Here is a 17,769-nt window from a genome sequence, read left to right as displayed (position 1 = left end):
CACGATATCGGCGTTGCGGCCCAATGCCTGGCGCAATCGGATCAGCGTCGTTGTGCGCGGCGCAGGCCCGCCATGCCCATGGCTGCAACTGCCAGCATCATCAGCACCAGCTTGGATGGATCGAGGGTCGGCACTTTCTTGAGCTGAGGAGTACCCGGGCCATTGGGATCAGTGGGGCCACCATCGGACGTCTCTGTTTGGCGGTTGGTAAAGGTGCAAACCAGCTCCTCGGCCGATACCAGGGCAACGCTCAGTTGCCGCGTGGCTACATCGGTGGTGATCGTGCTCTTCGGCGGGGCGCCATTTTGGTCGGTGCATTGAATGCTGGCGAGCTTCCAACCGGAGAGAACACCTTCCGTCCAGGTGTAGCTTTGGTCGGCTGCCAGGTTGTCGATGGTCTGGCTACCGGAGCCAGCCTGGGTCGCCACCGCCATGGTGGCGGGCACACCCGTGCCGGTGCCGGCAAAGCTGAAGCTGGCGGTTCCCGTGGCAGGGGTACCCGTTGCGGTTTGCGCCAGCTTGGCGATCGTTACCTTGCCAGGCGGCAGTGCAGCCAGGGTATTGGTCACCACCACCGTCAGGGGCGTCGCCGGCCCCAACACATTGGTAGGGTTCGGGGCAATGGTCGCCGTCCCCACCCAGGTGTAGCCATTGGGCGCTGCGGGCGGCGTATCTTCGGTCACCGTACAGCTGTCCTTGTCATAGAAAGTCAGTGCCGCGCTGTCCGCGCTCAAGGCGCCAGCGGCAACGGTGGCCGACCATGTCTGCGGTGCCTGCGCGCCGCAGGTGATGGTGCCGGTAAAGGTCATCGCTGCGGGCATGCCTGCAGCAGGCAAGCCTTGCACCTTCTTCGTGACGGTGATGGGCGAGCTGGTATTGAAGATCTGGAAGTTCACCGTGCTGCTGTTCGACGAGGGCACGGGGTCCAGCCACCCTGGCGCCACAGCGGCAGAGGCCGTATTCGCATAGGTACCCGCGGTGTTGCCGGCCGCTCCAGTGATGACAAAGCGCACGATGCCGCCTTCGGGAAGCGCAGGGATGGTGCTGGTCACCGTGTGGCTCGCCGCGTCGTAGTTCACCGCACCACAAATGGCATTTGGCGTCTGGGCAGCGCACACCGCATTGCCGTAGACAAAGCCGCTGGGCAGAGGGTCCGAGAAAGCCACGTTGTTCGCCGCAGCAGAGCCCGTGGCATTGGCCACATCAATGGTGTACACCACGGTGGAGCCGCTCACGCTGGTGGTTACCGGGTCCACCTTCTTGTTCACGGAAATATCCGCACAGCTGACAGGCAGCGATACGCTCGCCGAATTGCTGGCCGGACCCAGATCGATATAGCCTGCGGGAACGGAGGCAGAAAACGTGTTCTGGATAAAGCTCGACGCGCTGTTGCCACAAGACGGAACCGGGAGCGCCGTTGGCGTCATCGTGTAAACCACGGTCACCGCGCCTCCCACCGGCAGCTTGGGAACGGCGGTGCTGAACAGCATCACATCAATACCCGCTTGGGATTGATTGCCAAAATTCGATGCATCGGGGCACACCGCGCCTCCCGCCGCAGTACAGCTGACAAAGGCCGTGCTGGTATTGATGTACTGGTAAGGCGCGCCGTAGGTGTAATTCGCGAAATTGGTGATCGAATCGGTGATCTGCACCTGGTCCACCGCATTGGGGCCGTGGTTGAGCAAGGTCATCGTATAGGTAATGGGCTGCCCTGCCACAAACACGTCGCTGCTTTGGGTCTTGGTGACTTCCAGATCGGTTTGCGGGCAATCGGGCGCGCGCGGCGTTTGAATGCTCACCTGCGAAGCATTGTTGTCGTAATTGCTATCGGTCATGCCGCTGGGCAAGGTGGCACGGAATTCATTCTGGATGAATCCTGCGCCCGAGCTGCAGCGCTGCGTGCCCACAATGGTGGGCGTCATCGTATAGACAATGGTGAGCGCACCTCCGGCAGGCAGGCTGGGCACCGTCGTGTTGAACAGGTTGTAATCAATACCTGTCGCCGAGATATTGTTGAAATTCGGGCCATCCGGGCAAACCGCGCCGCCAGAAGCCGAGCAGTCGACAAAGCTGGCTTCGATATTCATGTAATCGTAGGGAGCGCCCGCGTTGTAGTTGGCAAAACTGGTAATGGAATCACGGATATTGGTGCCATCGGCGGCATTGGGGCCGTTGTTCACCAGGGTCATCGTGTAGGTCACGGGGACACCCGAGGTAAAGGTGTCCGTGCTCTGCGTCTTGGTCACGGCCAGATCCGACTGCGGGCAGTTGGGCGATTGCGGTGTGGAGATGCTGACTTGCGCAGCATTGTTGTTGTAATCAGAGTCGGTCATGCCCGCTGGCACCGATGCCCGGAACTCGTTTTGCAAAAATCCCGCGCCCGTGCCGCAACGCTGCGCACCGGTAATGGTCGGCGTCATGGTGTAGACGATGGTGATCGAACCTCCCGAGGGCAAGCTGGGCACGGGGGTATTGAACAACACGTAGTCAATGCCAGTAGCAGACTGGCTATTGAAATTGGAGCTGGCCGGGCACACCGCTCCGCCCGAGGCGGTACAGCTGACAAAGGTATTGGCAATCGTCAGGTAGTCATACGGTGGGCCTGAGTTGTAATTGGCGAAATTGGTCAGACTGTCTTGAATATGGGCTCCATCAGCGCTGGCCGGTCCATTGTTTTGCAACGTCATCGTATAGGTGATGGGAACACCCGGTGCAAACACATTGCTGCTTTGCGTCTTGGTCACGGCCAGATCCGTTTTATAGGACATGGCGGTACTCACCACGCTGGTATTGGTGGCCAGATCGGGATCCGTCACCCCCACAGGGGTGTCCACGCGGGCAGAGTTCGTGATACTCGAAGGGCCACTGCTGGGGAAATTCCCGGCGATGTTGATGATCACCCGCCCTAAAGACGGAAAGCTGGGAATGGTGGCCGTCACACCCGAGGCGTCGATCACCATGGAGCTTGGGCATGCCGCACCGTTGATGGCAGACACGCAGACAGCGGCAACATTGCTCAAATTGGGCGGCAAGCTATCGACCACACTGGCCCCACCCGCTGCACCTGGACCGTTGTTATCAATGGTCAGCACATACAAAAACCCATCCCCACCATTGGCAGATACCGGCCCTGTCTTGGTAATCTGCAGATCTGCTGTTTGCGCCTGCGCAAACGCCGGCAAAAGCATAAAAGAGAATAACAAGAAGCAGAAATTGGATATTCTCTTCTTTATAGAATTAAATGACATATAAAATCTTTAAAAGAATTTATCAAAGGACGTCAACCCATCATTAACTGCAAGAAATGAGTTAATGCGTTTACCCAAAACCACCCACAAAATCGCATGAAGCCGCTCTCTGCGGCTTCTTCTGCCATGGCCTTTACCCACAGCCAAGGGCCATGAGGAAGTCAATCTCCAACCAACCTGCGATTGCAAACAATTGAAAAATTCTAATAAATATATGAATTAATCAAAGAAATCTATTTTATTTCAAACACGACATTGAGACTGTGAACAATCTCTGATCACATCTAGATTGCTGATAAGTTGATTGGCACTGACTTGGCGCAGCGCCGGAACCTGTGGCTGCCCGGCAGCGACCATCCACCCTCCGCGCTGGCCATCCAGCGTCGAAGAGTCAGCCCAAGCACCAGGAAGCCCTTTGTGGGCCGAGCGTCAGCGCTGCGATGGTGGGCAGAGGCCGCTAATATCCCGGTCGTGTAACTAAATGTCAATGACTGAAAACAGTGCCAGGGAAAACCCTTGCGCCAGCCATAGCCACTTGGCAGTGGAGCCCCTGCGCTCAAGTCCACCGGCTTGATAGGGCCCAGGCGGCATACCGCGCCAAAGGTGAAAGCCGGGGCGCCCAGCGCTGCCACGGGTACATTCGCAGCATGGGCAACCTGGTGGCGCCCTGCCCCAAGCTCTACCACCAACTCCAGTTAGATAGGTTGGCAGTCAGCGCCTTTGACCTGGCGCTGGGCTCGGCCTGCCGGGTTCGCCAGCGCCTGTACGATCTGGACGCTGTGCGCGGCACTGCGTGCCGCATGGTTGAGCGGCACCTGCTCAGAGCCCGAACTGGCAGCGGGAAGGAACCGCATGCTGTTGCCGGGACAAGCAGCTAAGTGCTTTCCCGCGCCCCTGGCTTGACTCGGCTTTGGATGGAGTTGTTACACTCATTAACATCCAAAAAATGGAGGAGACCGTGTTCAGGCCTGTCATCTATCTGCTGATCGCATTAGCCGCGTGGACGGTCTACAGCCGCTATGAGCAGCAGCAGGCCGCATCGATGCGGGATTCCGAGCCGGTTCTCTCCGAGCCCGAGCCACCCGAGGCACCTGAAGCAGCAGCGCCCAGTGCGCCGAACCCACTGTTCAAATGCGATGGCCGCACCCACTGCTCGCAGATGACATCGTGCAAAGAGGCCAAGTTTTTTCTGAAGAACTGCCCCGACACCAAGATGGATGGCGACAACGATGGCATTCCCTGCGAGCGGCAGCTCTGCAACGTCAACAAAAGACCATAAACCAAGAGCCTGCGCTGCAGGCTCTTTTTTCCATCGCTGATGGCTTAGGGACCCTCTACATAACTTCCTGCCGTAGTCTGAACGCGGTCTCGGGTGATCTACGTCCATCCCGCTTGGCGAGCGTTTTGCATAGCATCCCTAGAACTTGCCGTTCAGGGTCAGCATCGCATTGCGTGGCAGCGCCTGCATATTGCCGTTGTAGACCGAGCTGACGGTCTGGTAGTAGGTCTTGTCAAAGACATTGTTCAGGTTCAGGACTCAAAGTCCAGGTCGGGTCAAAGCGGTACTGCAGCATCAGATCCCAGGTCGCATAGCCGTCCTGCGTGAACTTGTAGGGCTGGCTCTCGCCGCTGCTGTTGGTGACAGAGCCGCTCACATACTGCGTGCTCTGGATACGGCCACTGCCGCCCACGCGCCATTTCGACAAAACACCCGGCAAGGTATAGACGGTGGACAGCTTGAACAAATGCTTGAGCGTGATGCTGCTGAAGACCGTGCCTTCGGTCTTGTCCCGCGTCCGGTTGAAGGTATAGCCCGCCGCCAGCTGCCAGCCGCTGGAGACCTCGCCCCCCACTTCCACATCAAAGCCCCGGCTGCTGACCTTGCCCTGGGGCAGGTAGCAGCAGCTCGCGCCCCACAAGCTGTAGTTCTCCGACTAGCGTTCATCGAGCACCGCAGTGCCGGTGCGCTCCACGTTGAAGACGCTGAAGGTCGCGTTCATGCGCCCATCCATCAGCTCGCCTTTGAGCCCCGCGTCATAGCTCTTGCCCTTGATGGGGTTCAGCGGCGTGCCCGGCTGCGGGCCCGCCAGGTTGAGCGCCTGGGGTTTGAAGATCGACGAGTAGCTGACGTAGGCCGAGCAATGCGGGTGCAGGTCATAGATCACACCGCCATAGGGCGTGAGCTTGGCGCTTTCCTTGAACGATTTGGCGGACCAGGGGCTGGTGTTGCCAGCGGTGTCGATGATGTCGGACATGGTCTGCGTGAACTCATAGCGCGCCATGCGGGCGCCAGCAATCATATGCAGCTTGTTGCTCGGGTGCAGCCGCACAACGCCATAGGCGCCCAGCTGCTCCTGGCCCCAGGGGCCGTAGCGCTCGCTGAGGTTCAGGTTGAACTGGTCAAATGCCGGGTTCCAGGGCTGAATATCAAACACAATGCCGCCCACCGTGCCGCTGTCGGTATAGCTCATGTTCTGCCAGCGGCTGCGCACCCGCTGCCAATCAGCCCCGATGAGCAGCTCATGGCTGCGGCCCAGCAGCGAGAACGGGCCGCTCAGGTTCAGATCCACCATGTCCTGGGTGTTGGACGAGTCCAGCACACCGCCGCGCCACACCGGCCCGGCCAGGGTTTGCGGGTCTACTGCGCCGGACAAGGTGCTCCAGCGGCGCTGCTGCTCGGTGCGCGCATGGGTGGCGTTGAGCTTGAGCTTCCAGTGGTTGTCAAAACGGTGCTCCAGCTGGGCAAACATCTCGTCGTTCTCGTAGTGGAAGTAGGCCCAGGGGTTGGAGAAGGCCGTGCTGCGCGGCAGGCCCAGGCTGCGGCCATCGGCAAAGCGTGGCAGGCCGGCATAGTCGCCCTTCTGCCGCACCTTGCCGTAGGAGCGGCCCACGGTCAGCAAGGTGTCGGCCGTCAGGTCGGCCTCCAGCACACCGTAGAGCGAAGGCTTTTCCTGGCTGATGTAGTCAAAGTAGGAGTAGCCCTTTTGGTAGCTCAGCACCGTACGGCCCCGGATGCGGCCTGCTGCGCCTCTACACCGCCATCGCCAAGGTACTGGCCCCCGCCCAGGCCTACCAACAGCGCAAGCCAGCCGAGGTGCTGCTGCACCACCTGGAAGAGAACGTGCAATGCGCCATCGATACGGAACTGCTGCCCCAGCTGCAGCGCTTGCAGGTGGCTTTGGACCAAGAGCAGGAGCGCCTGCAACACAGCAAGGCAGCGATGCTGCGCGCCGCATGGCGCCAGACCATCCCGGCACTGCCGGGGTTGCTGGATCTGTATGCGGACCGGTTGCACGTGCTGTCTGCCGAGGTTGCCGCGCTGGTGCGAGGTGAGATTAGGGAACAGCTGCGCAGCCATCTCGGTGGCTATGCACTGCCTGCGCTGCAAGCAGAACCAGCGACCCTGGGGTTGCCACCGGCTACTGTGGGCCCTGATGCCCTTTACGCGACTTTGCAAAATGCTGTGCGCGAGCAGCTAGAGGTGGCTTTGGCTGCGGCGGTCGATACCTGCAGCCATGCACTGGAGCCGATGGTGCTGCCAGTCGCGCAGATGCAGGCGCATTTGCGGCAGTGCAGCCAGGATTTGCATAGCGTGGGCACTGCGTTGCGGGCTTGAATGCGAACGCACGCCCATGTCCCCCATGTCACCTACCGAGCCACCTAGAGTCATGGTTTGCCATCCGATCCGGGCTTCGGGCAAAAACATGCCCATGTTTTTCAAGGTGGATGGACGAGGCTCAAGAGCAGCAAAACGGCATGGTCGAACGCGTGACCCCAACGCTGAAGGAACAATGCGTACACACACCGCTTGGAGCGTCTGCACAACGCCAGCAGGGTCCTTGGGGACTCAATGGGCTTCTGCTGGACGGCCCCTGGTCAGGCCAGAACTGCTGGTGCCAGCCAATCACCAGATCCGCGCGATAGATACCATCATCGACCTACCATCTATCCCATAGCTTGCCGCATATCCGTTGCGCCTGTTTTATAGATTTGAGGCGAACAAAGAACAATTAAGCAGAGGGATTTTTGGCTTGCACTCTCGCGAGATTACGAAGGATCTACAGAGAGGAGAACGGCCTGCGCAGCGCAACGACCTAGCTGGATTTCAGCCTCAAACAGCGCTCGGCAGCACCAGCATGCCCAGTAATTAAATGTGATTTGGAGTTCACAAGGCAATACAATTTGAGTACGTTCTATAGAAAGACATACGATGATGGGCCTAACGGTCAGCCAGCGGATATCCGCCAGCTTTGCACTAATTATTGCGGTGATGTTCGGGATGTCCGCCATCTTTTATATGCGTGCGGATTCGAACCATGAGCGGGCTGCCGACGTTCTCTCCTCCGACCTCGCGGGCATGGGATTCGCTGGCCAGATGCGCCAGGATTTGACCCTCCATTTTTACCAGACGCTCAACCTACTTCGGGATGCGGAGGCGAATGCCGGTCGCAGCAGCGACGTGCTCGCCGAAAACAAGGCGCAGTTGAGCGCGATCGAAGCCAGTTTGGACAAGGTTTACGCCAAATACCTCAACACCATCACCCGCCAGGAAGATCGCGATGCGACCGCGGAGTTCGCGCGTACACGTGAGGCGTATCAGAAAAATACGCATCTGCTGGTTGAAATATTGGAGCGTGGTCAGGTCGCTGAAGCTGCGCAGTTGCGCAGCGGGCAAATGCTGCCGCAATGGCGCAAGGCGCAGGAGCAGGTCAGCCGCATCGTTGACTTGAACCAACATGCCGTGGAGGAGGACATGCAGACGATTCAAGAAATCGCAAGCTCCAACAAGCGCTTGGCAGTCAGTGCGCTGGTGCTGGCTCTGGTGCTGGCCATCATTTGCGGCCTGCTCTTGCACCGCTCGATACTACGTCCTATTCAAGCAACCTTGGCGGCCATGAAAACGCTGGGTACGGGCGACCTTTCGAGCAAGCTCAGTCTGAACCGTAGCGATGAATTCGCTGCCATTGAGGCAGGCTTCAACGGCATGGTCACCTCGCTTCGCGAACTGGTGGTACAAGCGCAGCGTTCATCGGTTCAGCTGACAACGTCCATCACTGAGATCGCTGCAACCACCAAGCAACAACAAGCTACCGTCACGGAAACGGCTGCGACCACCAGCGAAATTGGCGCAACTTCGCGCCAGATTGCCGCGACCTCTCGGGAGCTGGTGCGCACCATGGGTGATGTCTCGGCCCACTCCGAGCAAACTGCAGCGCTGGCCGGGTCGGGCCACCGAGGCGTAGTACGCATGGCCGAGGTGATGCAGGAGTTGACCAGTGCCTCCGAAATGGTCAACGCCAAACTCGCCTTGCTTAACGAAAAGGCTGGCGGCATCAATCAAGTCGTTACCACCATCGTCAAAGTCGCTGACCAAACCAATCTGCTGTCTCTCAATGCTGCGATCGAAGCCGAGAAAGCGGGCGAATATGGCCGCGGATTTGGCGTAGTAGCCACTGAAGTACGCCGTCTGGCGGACCAGACTGCGGTTGCCACCTACGATATTGAACAGATGGTGCGCGAAATTCAGTCTGCCGTGTCCGCAGGCGTAATGGGGATGGAAAAATTCTCCGAAGAGATGCGCCGCGGCAATACTGAAATGTCCCAAGTTGGCGACCAGCTGTCACAGATCATCCACGAAATTCAGGTTTTGGCCCCGCAGATGCAACAGGTCAGTGAAGGCATGCAAACTCAGTCCAGCGGGGCCGAGCAAATTGAGCAGGCCTTGAGCCAACTCACCGAAGCCAGTGGCCAAACCGTAGAGTCACTGCACCAGGCCGGCATGGCAGTTGAGAACATGAGCGATGTCGCCAACAATCTGCGCAGCGGGGTGAGCCGCTTCAAGGTTTAATCGTGGCATTGACCCCAGCAACGGAGCCCGCACCGCTGCACCTGCTGTTCAACCTGGGCGCCGATCGTTACGCCTTGCCTGCCAGCGTGGTTCGCAAAATCATGCCCCTGCAAAGGCTCAAGCATGTGCCGGAGGCCCCCGCCTGGGTGGCTGGTTTGCTGTCCTACCACGGGGAGATCATTCCAGTACTGGATCTTTGCCAGCGTGTATTTGGGCAAAAGGCTCGGCATAGCATCAACACCCGCATGGTGCTGCTGCACTATTCGTCGACCCAATCCCTTGGCTTGATCCTTGAGAAGGCCAATCAGGTGATGCGCCTGCCTAGCCCCGCACAACAGCCGACGGGGCTGGATGCAGGAGGCGCCTACCTGGGCGCCGTTCAGGCGCAAGGCTTGGGCGACATGATTCAGCACATCTCCATTGAAGGGCTGTTGCCACCGGATATGGTCCGGTTGCTGTTCCCGCCCCAGGGCAAGCTAGCATGATTGAACGACTGGAACAACTCTTGCGATCGCTTATCGGACTCGACGCGAGTACGCTGGGCCGAGGGGCAGTCGAGCGTGCGCTGCGGCAACGGTTGAAGGCCAACTCCATGGATGAAGAAGCCTACTGGAGCCATATCCGCCAATCGCAGACAGAGCAACGCGCACTGATCGAAGCCATGGTGGTTCCTGAGACCTGGTTTTTTCGCTACCCTGAATCGTTCTCGCTGTTGACCACCCAAGCGCGAGCGCTACAACGCCGGCTCCCTGTAGGGCAACCTTTGCGCTTGCTCAGCTTGCCATGCTCCAGCGGAGAAGAGCCCTACTCCATGGCAATCGCCATGTTCGATGCCGATTTTGCAGCGCACGAATTTCAGATTGATGCGCTGGACATCAGTCAGCGCGTCATAGAGCATGCGACCATTGGCCAATATGGCGTGAATGCCTTTCGCGGCGATGATCCAGGCATCCGCGAGCGGTATTTTCAACGTGAGGCGGATGGCTCCCACCGCATCGATGAGAGGCTACGCGCCGTGGTGCGCTTTCAGTGTGGGAACATACTCGGCAGCACCATGCCGCCTTCGCTGACGGACTACGACATCGTATTTTGTCGCAATCTGCTGATCTACTTTGACCGACCTACGCAGTTGCGGGCGCTGACCAATCTCAAACGCTGGCTGCGCGCCGACGGACTGCTGTTCACTGGGCCAGCCGAAGCAGGCGTTCTAAGCCAACAAGGCTTCGAATCGCTGGATGCCGCACACAGTTTCGCGTTCCGCCGCCGCACCCTGCCATGCCCCCCAGTGCCAGCGCGCCCCATATTGCCTGCGGCGGTCACGCCGCGCGCGCCTTCGCCTTTGCCATTGCGTGCCATTTCGGCCGTACGCCGCATGGCGCCTTCACCAGCTGCCAAAAGTGAATCGCCGCCAACGGGAGATGCAGCGGCTGGACTGCGCAAAATCACCGAGCTCGCCAATGCAGGACGCAGCGCAGAGGCGCTCACTGCCTGCGCACAGCAGTTGACCCAGCATGGGCCGACCGCCGAGTTGTTTTTCTGGTGGGGTTTGATATGTGACGGTGCGGGCCAGGCCGAGGCTGCCCTGCGCCACTACCGCAAAGCGCTTTACCTTGAGCCCTACCACACCCGAGCCCTGGCACACCTGGCAGCCCTGCTGGTGACACAAGGCGACCACAGCGGTGCGGCACGATTACAGCAACGGCTGAAGCAGAGAGAAACCCAAGATGCCGGCAAGTCCTGATCGCCATATCCCGCTAGAGCCCCCAGCTATTGACGCCTGCTGGCAGCGCATTGGTGTTCGCGGCGACCGCTCCTGCGAGAGGCTGCTCCAGCATGTTCATTGCCATAACTGCGAACGCTATGCCGAGGCTGCCGCTCTGCTGCTCGATCGGCATGAGCTGGATCTGGAGACGGTGGACGAGGCTTCGTTCGCGGAGAATCAGCAACCTGACCCGCTGGCTGATGGCCAGACACTGTCGGTCCTGATCTTTCGCATTGGGCAAAACTGGTTGGCTCTGCCTTCAACGCTTTTGCTAGAAGTATCGTTGCCCGTGCCCGTTCACGGACTGCCTTACCCCCGCAACCGTTCACTGCGTGGACTGTGCAATGTACGGGGAACCTTGGTTCCCTGTATGGCGCTTGACCTGGTATTGGGCCTGACCACCGAGACCACGCCGCAAGACCGCCCCCACATGCTGATACTGGACACACCTGGTGGCCCACTGGTGACGGAGGTTCAGACGGTGGAGGGCATATACGCGATTCCACTTGCCAAGCTGCAAAAGACGGGTCATGCCAGTGGCCTTGCGGTCAGCCAGTTAGCCTCTTCGGTGATGCAGTGGCGGCAGCACAGCATCACGGTGCTCCATGCTGATCGCCTGTTGCAAGCCTTGTCCAGGAGCCTTAGATGATCCAACAAGCAACACCGCTGGCACATCTCGCGATGTATGGACCAAAGGTCAAGCCATGAGCCTTGATGCCTACAAAGACAGCTCCATGCTGGAGTTGTTCCGTCTAGAAGCGCAGGCACAAACCCAGGTCATGGATTCATGCCTGCTGGTACTTGAGCGTGAGCCTACCGATCCCGCGCAGCTGGAGGCCTGCATGCGTGCAGCGCACTCACTCAAAGGTGCGGCACGCATTGTCGGCTTGGATGTCGCTGTGACATTGGCCCATGTGATGGAGGACTTGCTAGTCTGTGCCCAGAGCGGCAAGGTCCGCCTGAGCAGCACACGCATCGACGCCCTGCTACGCGCTTCAGAGGCATTGAGGCAGTTGAGTGAAGGGATCAGCGTGCAAGGGCTGCCTGCGCTGCAAGCAATCCTGGCAGAAGATACGCAGCAAGATGCGCCGGTACCCGATGCCATGCCGGACTTCAGGCCGGCCTTGCCGGAAGAAGTCTCCGCCATTGAGACCAACGAGCCCGAGCCCTCCGGTGAACTGCATGACCGTATCCTGCGTGTGTCAGCCGAACGCCTGGACCATCTGCTCGATCTGGCGGGACGCTCACTGGTGGCTGCACAGCGTACCAAGTCCCTGGGCCAGGAGTTGGCACAACTCAAACGCCTGCAAGACCATATTGATCGATCCCTGCATGGGTTGCGCGATGCGCTGCTGGGGCAGGAGCTACCGCCTCGTGCCAAGGCCTTGCTATCCGATGTGAACCACTGGACGCTGGAAGCCAAAAGCCAGTTGCAACAACATACAGCGGCTTTCGACAGCTTTGGCTGGGCCTTTGAGCAGCGCAGCCAGCGCATGTATGACACCGTATTGGCCTCGCGCATGCGCCCCTGCGCGGATCTGATGGCTGGCAAGGCGCGCATGGTGCGTGAGCTCAGTCGCAGTCTTGGCAAAGAGGTATGGCTGAATCTGGAAGGCGAAGAGGTACAAGGAGATCGCGACGTACTGGAGACATTGGAAGCACCACTGATCCAGTTACTGCGCAATGCGGTGGACCACGGCATTGAAAGCCCCGCACAACGGTTGGCCAGCGGCAAGCCGGCACAAGGCAACTTGGTACTGCGGGCTCGGCATGCTGCTGGGCTCCTGGTCCTTGAGCTGGAAGACGATGGAGCAGGCGTTGACCTCGCTCGCGTACGTGCCGCAGTCATCGCACGCAAGCTGGCCACCGAAACGATGGCCCAGCACATGCATGAGGAAGAATTGCTGGCTTTTCTGTTCCTGCCGGGTTTCAGCGTGAGCGAGAAAGTCAGTGAGATCTCTGGCCGTGGGGTGGGCCTCGATGTGGTCCAGCACACGCTGCGTCAACTACGCGGTACGGTGCGCGTCCGCCAGCAACAGGGGCGAGGGACGGTGTTCCAGCTGCAACTGCCTCTGACCTTGTCGATGCTGCGCTGCTTGGTGGTGGAGATCGGCGGTGAGGCCTACGCGCTTCCGCTTGCGCAAGTGGAGCAGACTTTGCGTATCCCGGCGGACGCCATCAGCATGGTGGAGGGCCAGCAACATATCTGGGTACGCGAGCGCGCCATCGGTCTGGTCGCTGCCCACCAGCTTTTGCAACTGCCGCATGGCAAATCCGATCCGCTGGGCCTCCCAGTGGTTTTGTTACCGCACCACGACCGAAGCCTTGCCATTGCGGTAGACAGGATTGTTGGCGAGCAAAATCTGGCTGTCGTTCCCATCGACTCCCGCCTAGGCCTGCTGCGCGGCGTGGAGGCAGGTGCCCTGCTCGATGACGGCAGTCCGGTGCTTATCGTGGATATGGATGACTTGCTGAACTCCGCTGACAAGCTCTTGGGTGCAGGCCAAGTCGAAAGGGTTGCACAGTTGTCTGAAGGGCCGTCACTGCGGCGCAAGCGCGTATTGGTGGTGGACGACTCGCTGACCGTGCGTGAGCTGGAGCGCAAGCTGCTCATTGGGCGCGGTTACGAGGTGACCGTGGCCGTGGATGGCATCGATGGCTGGAACATTCTGCGTGCAGAAAAATATGACCTCCTGGTGACCGATATCGACATGCCCCGCATGGATGGCATTGAGCTGGTAGGCCTGGTAAGGCGCGACGCACAACTGCAGTCCATGCCCGTGGTGGTTGTATCCTACAAAGACCGCGAGGAAGACCGCAGACGCGGCCTTGATGCGGGAGCCGACTACTACCTTGCTAAGTCGAGCTTTCACGATGAAACATTACTGGAGGCTGTACACATGCTGATTGGCGAGGCTGTTGGATGAAGCTTGGACTGATGGTTAACACCCCTGAGTTGGCGCAACGCCTCGAACACGCTTTGGAGCCGCTGCACGACATCCACTGGGTGGCACAAGACGAGACGCAGGCCCTGCGCCTGTGTCGTGACATGCCCCCTGAGCTACTGCTGCTGCAACTGGGCACAGCTGATCGAGTGGCCTTTTCGCAACGTGTCATGAATGAGGCGCCATGCCCTTTGCTGCTGCTGGATCTGGCAACCGAGCTCCATACCGAATGGGCATTCAATGCCTTGGGCCACGGCGCCCTTGATGTGGTGCATCTGCCCGAATTGGCGAACGGCAGCGCTTTCAATCCAGCGCTGCTGCTGCGCAAGATCCAGAACATCGCCTGGCTGGCCACGCCCCCGCAGCCTGTTACCCAACGAGCCACGCGCACCAGCGCGAAACGCGCGTGCCTGATTGCCATCGGTGCCTCCGCTGGTGGGCCCGCCACACTCAACCAGTTGCTGCGTGAACTGCCTAAAGATCTTGACGCCGCCGTGGTACTGGTTCAGCACCTGGACGACAAGTTCTCTGCGGGCATGGCTGAATGGTTGGCGCGGGAATCAACGCTTCCGGTACGCCTGGTTCAGGCTGGTGAGATACCGCAGACCGGCGTGGTCTTGCTGGCTGGCCGCAATGAGCATTTGACGGTGAGCCGCCGCGGCGACCTGCAGTATTCACTCAAGCCTGATGCGCAAATTTACCGTCCGTCGATCGACATTTTCTTTCAAAGCATTGCCGAGCAATGGCGAGGTGATGCCATCGGTGTGTTGCTAACGGGTATGGGGCGAGACGGGGCAGATGGGCTCAAGGCCATGCGCGAGCGAGGCTTTGCCACCATTACCCAAGACCAGTCCAGCAGCGTGGTGTGGGGAATGCCCAAGGCCGCCGTTGCTATCGATGCGGCAGCGGAAGTCCTGCCTCTGGACCGCATCGCCAACCGCTTGGCCGAACTATGCCGCTGGATGGCGGTAAAGAGAAATTCATGACTCCTATTCCAACTCTGGATGAAAACACCTCTGCCGGGGAGCCTGGCGAGCTTGAAGTCAAGGTTTTACTAGTAGATGACCAAGCCATCATCGGCGAGGCCGTACGCCGCATGCTGAGCCATGAGATCGGCGTGTCTTTCCACTACTGCGGAGACCCGAAAAATGCCATGGAAATGGCGGAACACATCCAGCCGACCGTCATCCTGCAAGACCTGGTGATGCCCGGTGTTGATGGTCTGGACTTGGTGAGCCAATATCGCAACAATCAGAAATTACGCGACCTGCCCATCATCGTTCTGTCATCCAAGGAAGACCCGAAGATCAAGAGCCAGGCATTTGCAGTGGGGGCCAATGACTATCTCGTGAAACTGCCAGATGCAGTGGAACTGATAGCACGTCTCCGATACCACTCCCGAGCCTATCTGGCGATGAAGCAACGCGACCTGGCGAACCAAGCCTTGCGCCTGAGCCAACAGCAACTCCTGGAGAGCAATCTTGCGCTGCAGCGTATGACGAAGCTCGACGGCTTGACTGGCTTGTCAAACCGGCGGCATTTCGATGAGCACCTGGACCTGGAATGGAAACGCGCACGGCGAGAGAGAATTGAACTCTCACTACTGATGATCGATGTCGATTTTTTCAAATCCTATAACGACAGTTTCGGCCATGTGATGGGCGACGAGACCTTACGCAGCGTGGCCCAGGTCCTTGCACAATCTTGCTCGCGCTCCGGTGATCTGGTCGCCCGATATGGGGGTGAAGAGTTCGCTATCATTTTGCCCAATACCTCGCAAGACGGCGCATGCTCGCTCGCCAATAGTGTGCGGCGCGCAGTCCAGGCACTAGCCATTGCACATGTTGCACCGGTAGCCGATGCCACAGTGACGGTCTCTATCGGAGTTGCCACCATGGTGCCTGAGCAAGACCTCAAACCCATTGCATTGATACAGCGCGCAGACACTGGGCTGTACCAGGCCAAAGAAAGTGGTCGAAATCGCATCGGCGTAGCCTGAGTACGGTAAATTTCTGATTCGATGCGATCTTGATCAGCAGGGGATGGGCTTCCTCCGGCTCGCCAAAGCGCTGGTAGCGTTGGATGGCCGCAAGTCTACGCAGGGTGCGTCAAGGGTGTCGTGCAGACCTGCAAGGACGGATCCTTGCAATGACTGCTCTGGGTGCCTCAGTGATCCAACTTATTGAGTTGGCGGACTGCAACCAGCCTGAAGCCGCCCTCAGCAACTTCGAACCATGCCCCGACGCGCTCTAGCCAGCGCGGCCCGGTGTCTGGCTCTGACTGCAAACAATCCCACCCCGTTGAACCTCGGCCTACGCTTGTAGCTGGAGAAGATCACGCGCCCTGCTGGTATTTGAGATCAAGTCAAACCGCCCTGAGACCCAGCCTGCGCGGGCTTACAGGACCTGGCTGTCCCAGGTACTGTTGCCCTGGTAGCGCTGCTGCCAACGGTCGATGCGCCACTGGCCGGCCTTGCGCAGCAACGTGAAGCGGCTCTCCACGATGGGCCAGCGGTTCGAGAATAATTCCCCGCGCGTGGTCGCGCCCGCCTGGGTGTCGGCCGACTCGGGCTCATCGACGGGGAGCATGCGCTGCTGGGTGGTGATGGTGCATTGGTCAGGAGTTGGCCACTCCAGCGCCAGCAGGTCCAGGTGCAGCGGCAAATCAGGCTTGGCGCTGATGGAGATGCGCGGGTACTTGCGCAGGCGCGGCGTGGCATAGGCCTGGCGCAGGGCCATCGCACCCGCCAGCTGCTGCCACATCACGCCCATGTCCAGATGCGCCTCGGCGCCCCGGGCGCCAGCGATGGTCTGACTCGCCGCGCGCTCCCAGTGGTTCATGGCCTGCACCCAGCTGCGTAGTGCCGCCGTGGGGCTGGCAAAGGCGGGGATCAGTCGGTCGGCCAGCGCGGCGTGAAAGGCGCTGTCAAACGACGAGTCCTCGCCGCTGGCCAGGCTCCGCCAATTGGGCTGCTGAAACGCGGGAAAGTCATCGGGCCAGTGCAGCACAGCCAGCGGTTCCTCGGGCCAGGGCAAGGTTCCGCTGGGCGGCGCCGGCGCAGCGGCACGCAGCGCGGGGGGCAGCATGGCATCCAGGCGCGCGGCTAAGGCCTCGAAGCCGTTGCGGCGCGCCAGGTCGGCAGCGGTGGCGCCCAGGCCGTCCTGGGCAGCCAGCTGCGCGCCAGCGGCCAGCAAAAGGATCACGGCCTCGTCGCCACCCGCCTGGGCGGCGGCCATCAGCGGCGTGCGCCCATGCACGTCGGCCTGGTGCTCGGTATCGGCGCCGGCGGCGAGCAAGGCCTGCACCAGCGCTGCCTCATTGCCGCTGGCAGCCCAGCCCAAGGCCGTCCAGCCCATCACGGCATCGGGGGTGTTGAGCGACACACCGCGCGCCAGCAACCACCCGACCGCCTCCGCCTGCTGGGCGATCACGGCCTCGATCAGCGGCGTGCGAATGTTCCACAGGGCCGACAGGTCTTCGCCCGCTTCGGCCAACGCGGCCAACGTGCGGATATCGCCGCGCGCAGCGGCCTGGTTGCCTGCGCCAGCTGAGCCAGGGATAGAGGTTCCAGAGGCAAGCCGTGGCATGGGAGGGAACTGCGATCCAGTCGCACATCGAAGGAGTGATGGATCGGAAGTTTAGTGCCATGCCACGAAAGAGTGATGTGGGCTGAGAGAACCCTGCGCCGGGGCCCGGAACTCCAATCGGAGAGCACTTACCCCGTCTCTGACAGTCCCCCTCCCCCGCCCCCCTCCGAGCCCTGCAGCGCAACGGATAAACGCCGCGCAAGCCTTGACTGCTTTAGACTCGGGAGTTATATTTATTAGCTTCTTAAAGCCAACAGAGCATGTTGGCGCTTCGGTACTACTCGCGGACCAGCTTGCGTCCCGTCGCGGTACCTATTTTCTTGCGTGGGGCGCTGTTGCCCCCACCGCCCTGCGTCGTCAACCAACGCCTTGTCCC

General features: G+C 60.0%; 11 protein-coding genes and 2 pseudogenes. 9 read left to right on the top strand and 4 right to left on the bottom strand.

Annotation, left to right across the window (positions count from 1 at the left end):
- Nucleotides 1-41 precede the first annotated feature (41 nt).
- Nucleotides 42-2,837: a DUF5979 domain-containing protein gene (locus F0Q04_RS10870; protein WP_232539600.1), complete on the bottom strand. Its 2,796-nt coding sequence runs from the start codon at nt 2,835-2,837 to the stop codon at nt 42-44.
- Nucleotides 2,838-3,191: pseudogene (locus F0Q04_RS24320) on the bottom strand (hypothetical protein); the annotation flags it as partial.
- A gap of 1,006 nt (nt 3,192-4,197) precedes the next feature.
- Here F0Q04_RS24320 and F0Q04_RS10865 point away from each other — a divergent pair.
- The gene (locus tag F0Q04_RS10865) at nt 4,198-4,530 is read left to right on the top strand and encodes an excalibur calcium-binding domain-containing protein (RefSeq protein ID WP_165841148.1); all 333 of its coding nucleotides are present in this window, start codon (nt 4,198-4,200) and stop codon (nt 4,528-4,530) included.
- A 232-nt stretch (nt 4,531-4,762) separates the two neighbouring features.
- On the opposite strand, the pseudogene F0Q04_RS10860 reads toward F0Q04_RS10865, so the two are convergent.
- A pseudogene (locus tag F0Q04_RS10860) lies at nt 4,763-6,121 on the bottom strand (TonB-dependent siderophore receptor).
- 224 nt (nt 6,122-6,345) lie between these two features.
- Here F0Q04_RS10860 and F0Q04_RS10855 point away from each other — a divergent pair.
- The 8 genes from F0Q04_RS10855 (at nt 6,346) to F0Q04_RS10820 (ending at nt 15,805) form a co-directional block, all read left to right on the top strand.
- Nucleotides 6,346-6,867 (top strand): hypothetical protein, encoded by a 522-nt coding sequence (locus F0Q04_RS10855; protein ID WP_232539594.1) that lies wholly within the window; start codon nt 6,346-6,348, stop codon nt 6,865-6,867.
- Nucleotides 6,868-7,461: 594 nt separating this feature from the next.
- Complete coding sequence (locus F0Q04_RS10850) at nt 7,462-9,099, top strand: methyl-accepting chemotaxis protein (protein ID WP_182345412.1); 1,638 nt, start codon at nt 7,462-7,464, stop codon at nt 9,097-9,099.
- Between the two features lie 2 nt (nt 9,100-9,101).
- Nucleotides 9,102-9,584 (top strand): chemotaxis protein CheW, encoded by a 483-nt coding sequence (locus F0Q04_RS10845; RefSeq protein ID WP_182345411.1) that lies wholly within the window; start codon nt 9,102-9,104, stop codon nt 9,582-9,584.
- The gene (locus F0Q04_RS10840; RefSeq protein WP_182345410.1) at nt 9,581-10,840 is read left to right on the top strand and encodes a CheR family methyltransferase; all 1,260 of its coding nucleotides are present in this window, start codon (nt 9,581-9,583) and stop codon (nt 10,838-10,840) included. Before F0Q04_RS10845 ends, F0Q04_RS10840 begins: the two co-directional genes overlap by 4 nt.
- On the top strand, nt 10,824-11,510 hold the full coding sequence (locus F0Q04_RS10835; RefSeq protein WP_182345409.1) for a chemotaxis protein CheW: 687 nt from the start codon (nt 10,824-10,826) through the stop codon (nt 11,508-11,510). The genes F0Q04_RS10840 and F0Q04_RS10835 overlap by 17 nt, the downstream gene beginning before the upstream one ends.
- A 55-nt stretch (nt 11,511-11,565) precedes the next feature.
- On the top strand, nt 11,566-13,788 hold the full coding sequence (locus tag F0Q04_RS10830) for a hybrid sensor histidine kinase/response regulator (RefSeq protein ID WP_182345408.1): 2,223 nt from the start codon (nt 11,566-11,568) through the stop codon (nt 13,786-13,788).
- Entirely contained in the window at nt 13,785-14,792 is a 1,008-nt protein-coding gene (gene cheB, locus F0Q04_RS10825) for a chemotaxis-specific protein-glutamate methyltransferase CheB (protein WP_182345407.1), read from the top strand. The genes F0Q04_RS10830 and cheB overlap by 4 nt, the downstream gene beginning before the upstream one ends.
- Nucleotides 14,789-15,805, top strand: coding sequence for a response regulator (locus F0Q04_RS10820; RefSeq protein ID WP_116925145.1), 1,017 nt, complete (start codon nt 14,789-14,791; stop codon nt 15,803-15,805). Before cheB ends, F0Q04_RS10820 begins: the two co-directional genes overlap by 4 nt.
- Nucleotides 15,806-16,202: 397 nt before the next feature.
- Here F0Q04_RS10820 and F0Q04_RS10815 read toward each other — a convergent pair whose 3' ends face one another.
- Nucleotides 16,203-17,393 (bottom strand): ankyrin repeat domain-containing protein, encoded by a 1,191-nt coding sequence (locus F0Q04_RS10815; RefSeq protein ID WP_182345406.1) that lies wholly within the window; start codon nt 17,391-17,393, stop codon nt 16,203-16,205.
- Nucleotides 17,394-17,769: the final 376 nt, after the last annotated feature.

The sequence above is a fragment of the Comamonas koreensis genome, from assembly GCF_014076495.1.
GTDB lineage: Bacteria > Pseudomonadota > Gammaproteobacteria > Burkholderiales > Burkholderiaceae_C > Comamonas > Comamonas squillarum.
The sequence above is the reverse complement of the archived record's forward strand: the minus strand, read 5'-3'. Positions and strand labels throughout refer to the sequence as shown.

Excerpts from the sequence above, each read along its gene's own strand:
- F0Q04_RS10835 (WP_182345409.1), top strand. The coding sequence starts at position 10,824 with ATGCCGGCAAGTCCTGATCGCCATATCCCGCTAGAGCCCCCAGCTATT.
- cheB (WP_182345407.1), top strand. The coding sequence starts at position 13,785 with ATGAAGCTTGGACTGATGGTTAACACCCCTGAGTTGGCGCAACGCCTC.
- F0Q04_RS10840 (WP_182345410.1), top strand. The coding sequence starts at position 9,581 with ATGATTGAACGACTGGAACAACTCTTGCGATCGCTTATCGGACTCGAC.
- F0Q04_RS10865 (WP_165841148.1), top strand. The coding sequence starts at position 4,198 with ATGGAGGAGACCGTGTTCAGGCCTGTCATCTATCTGCTGATCGCATTA.
- F0Q04_RS10820 (WP_116925145.1), top strand. The coding sequence starts at position 14,789 with ATGACTCCTATTCCAACTCTGGATGAAAACACCTCTGCCGGGGAGCCT.
- F0Q04_RS10830 (WP_182345408.1), top strand. The coding sequence starts at position 11,566 with ATGAGCCTTGATGCCTACAAAGACAGCTCCATGCTGGAGTTGTTCCGT.
- F0Q04_RS10815 (WP_182345406.1), bottom strand. The coding sequence starts at position 17,393 with ATGCCACGGCTTGCCTCTGGAACCTCTATCCCTGGCTCAGCTGGCGCA.
- F0Q04_RS10850 (WP_182345412.1), top strand. The coding sequence starts at position 7,462 with ATGATGGGCCTAACGGTCAGCCAGCGGATATCCGCCAGCTTTGCACTA.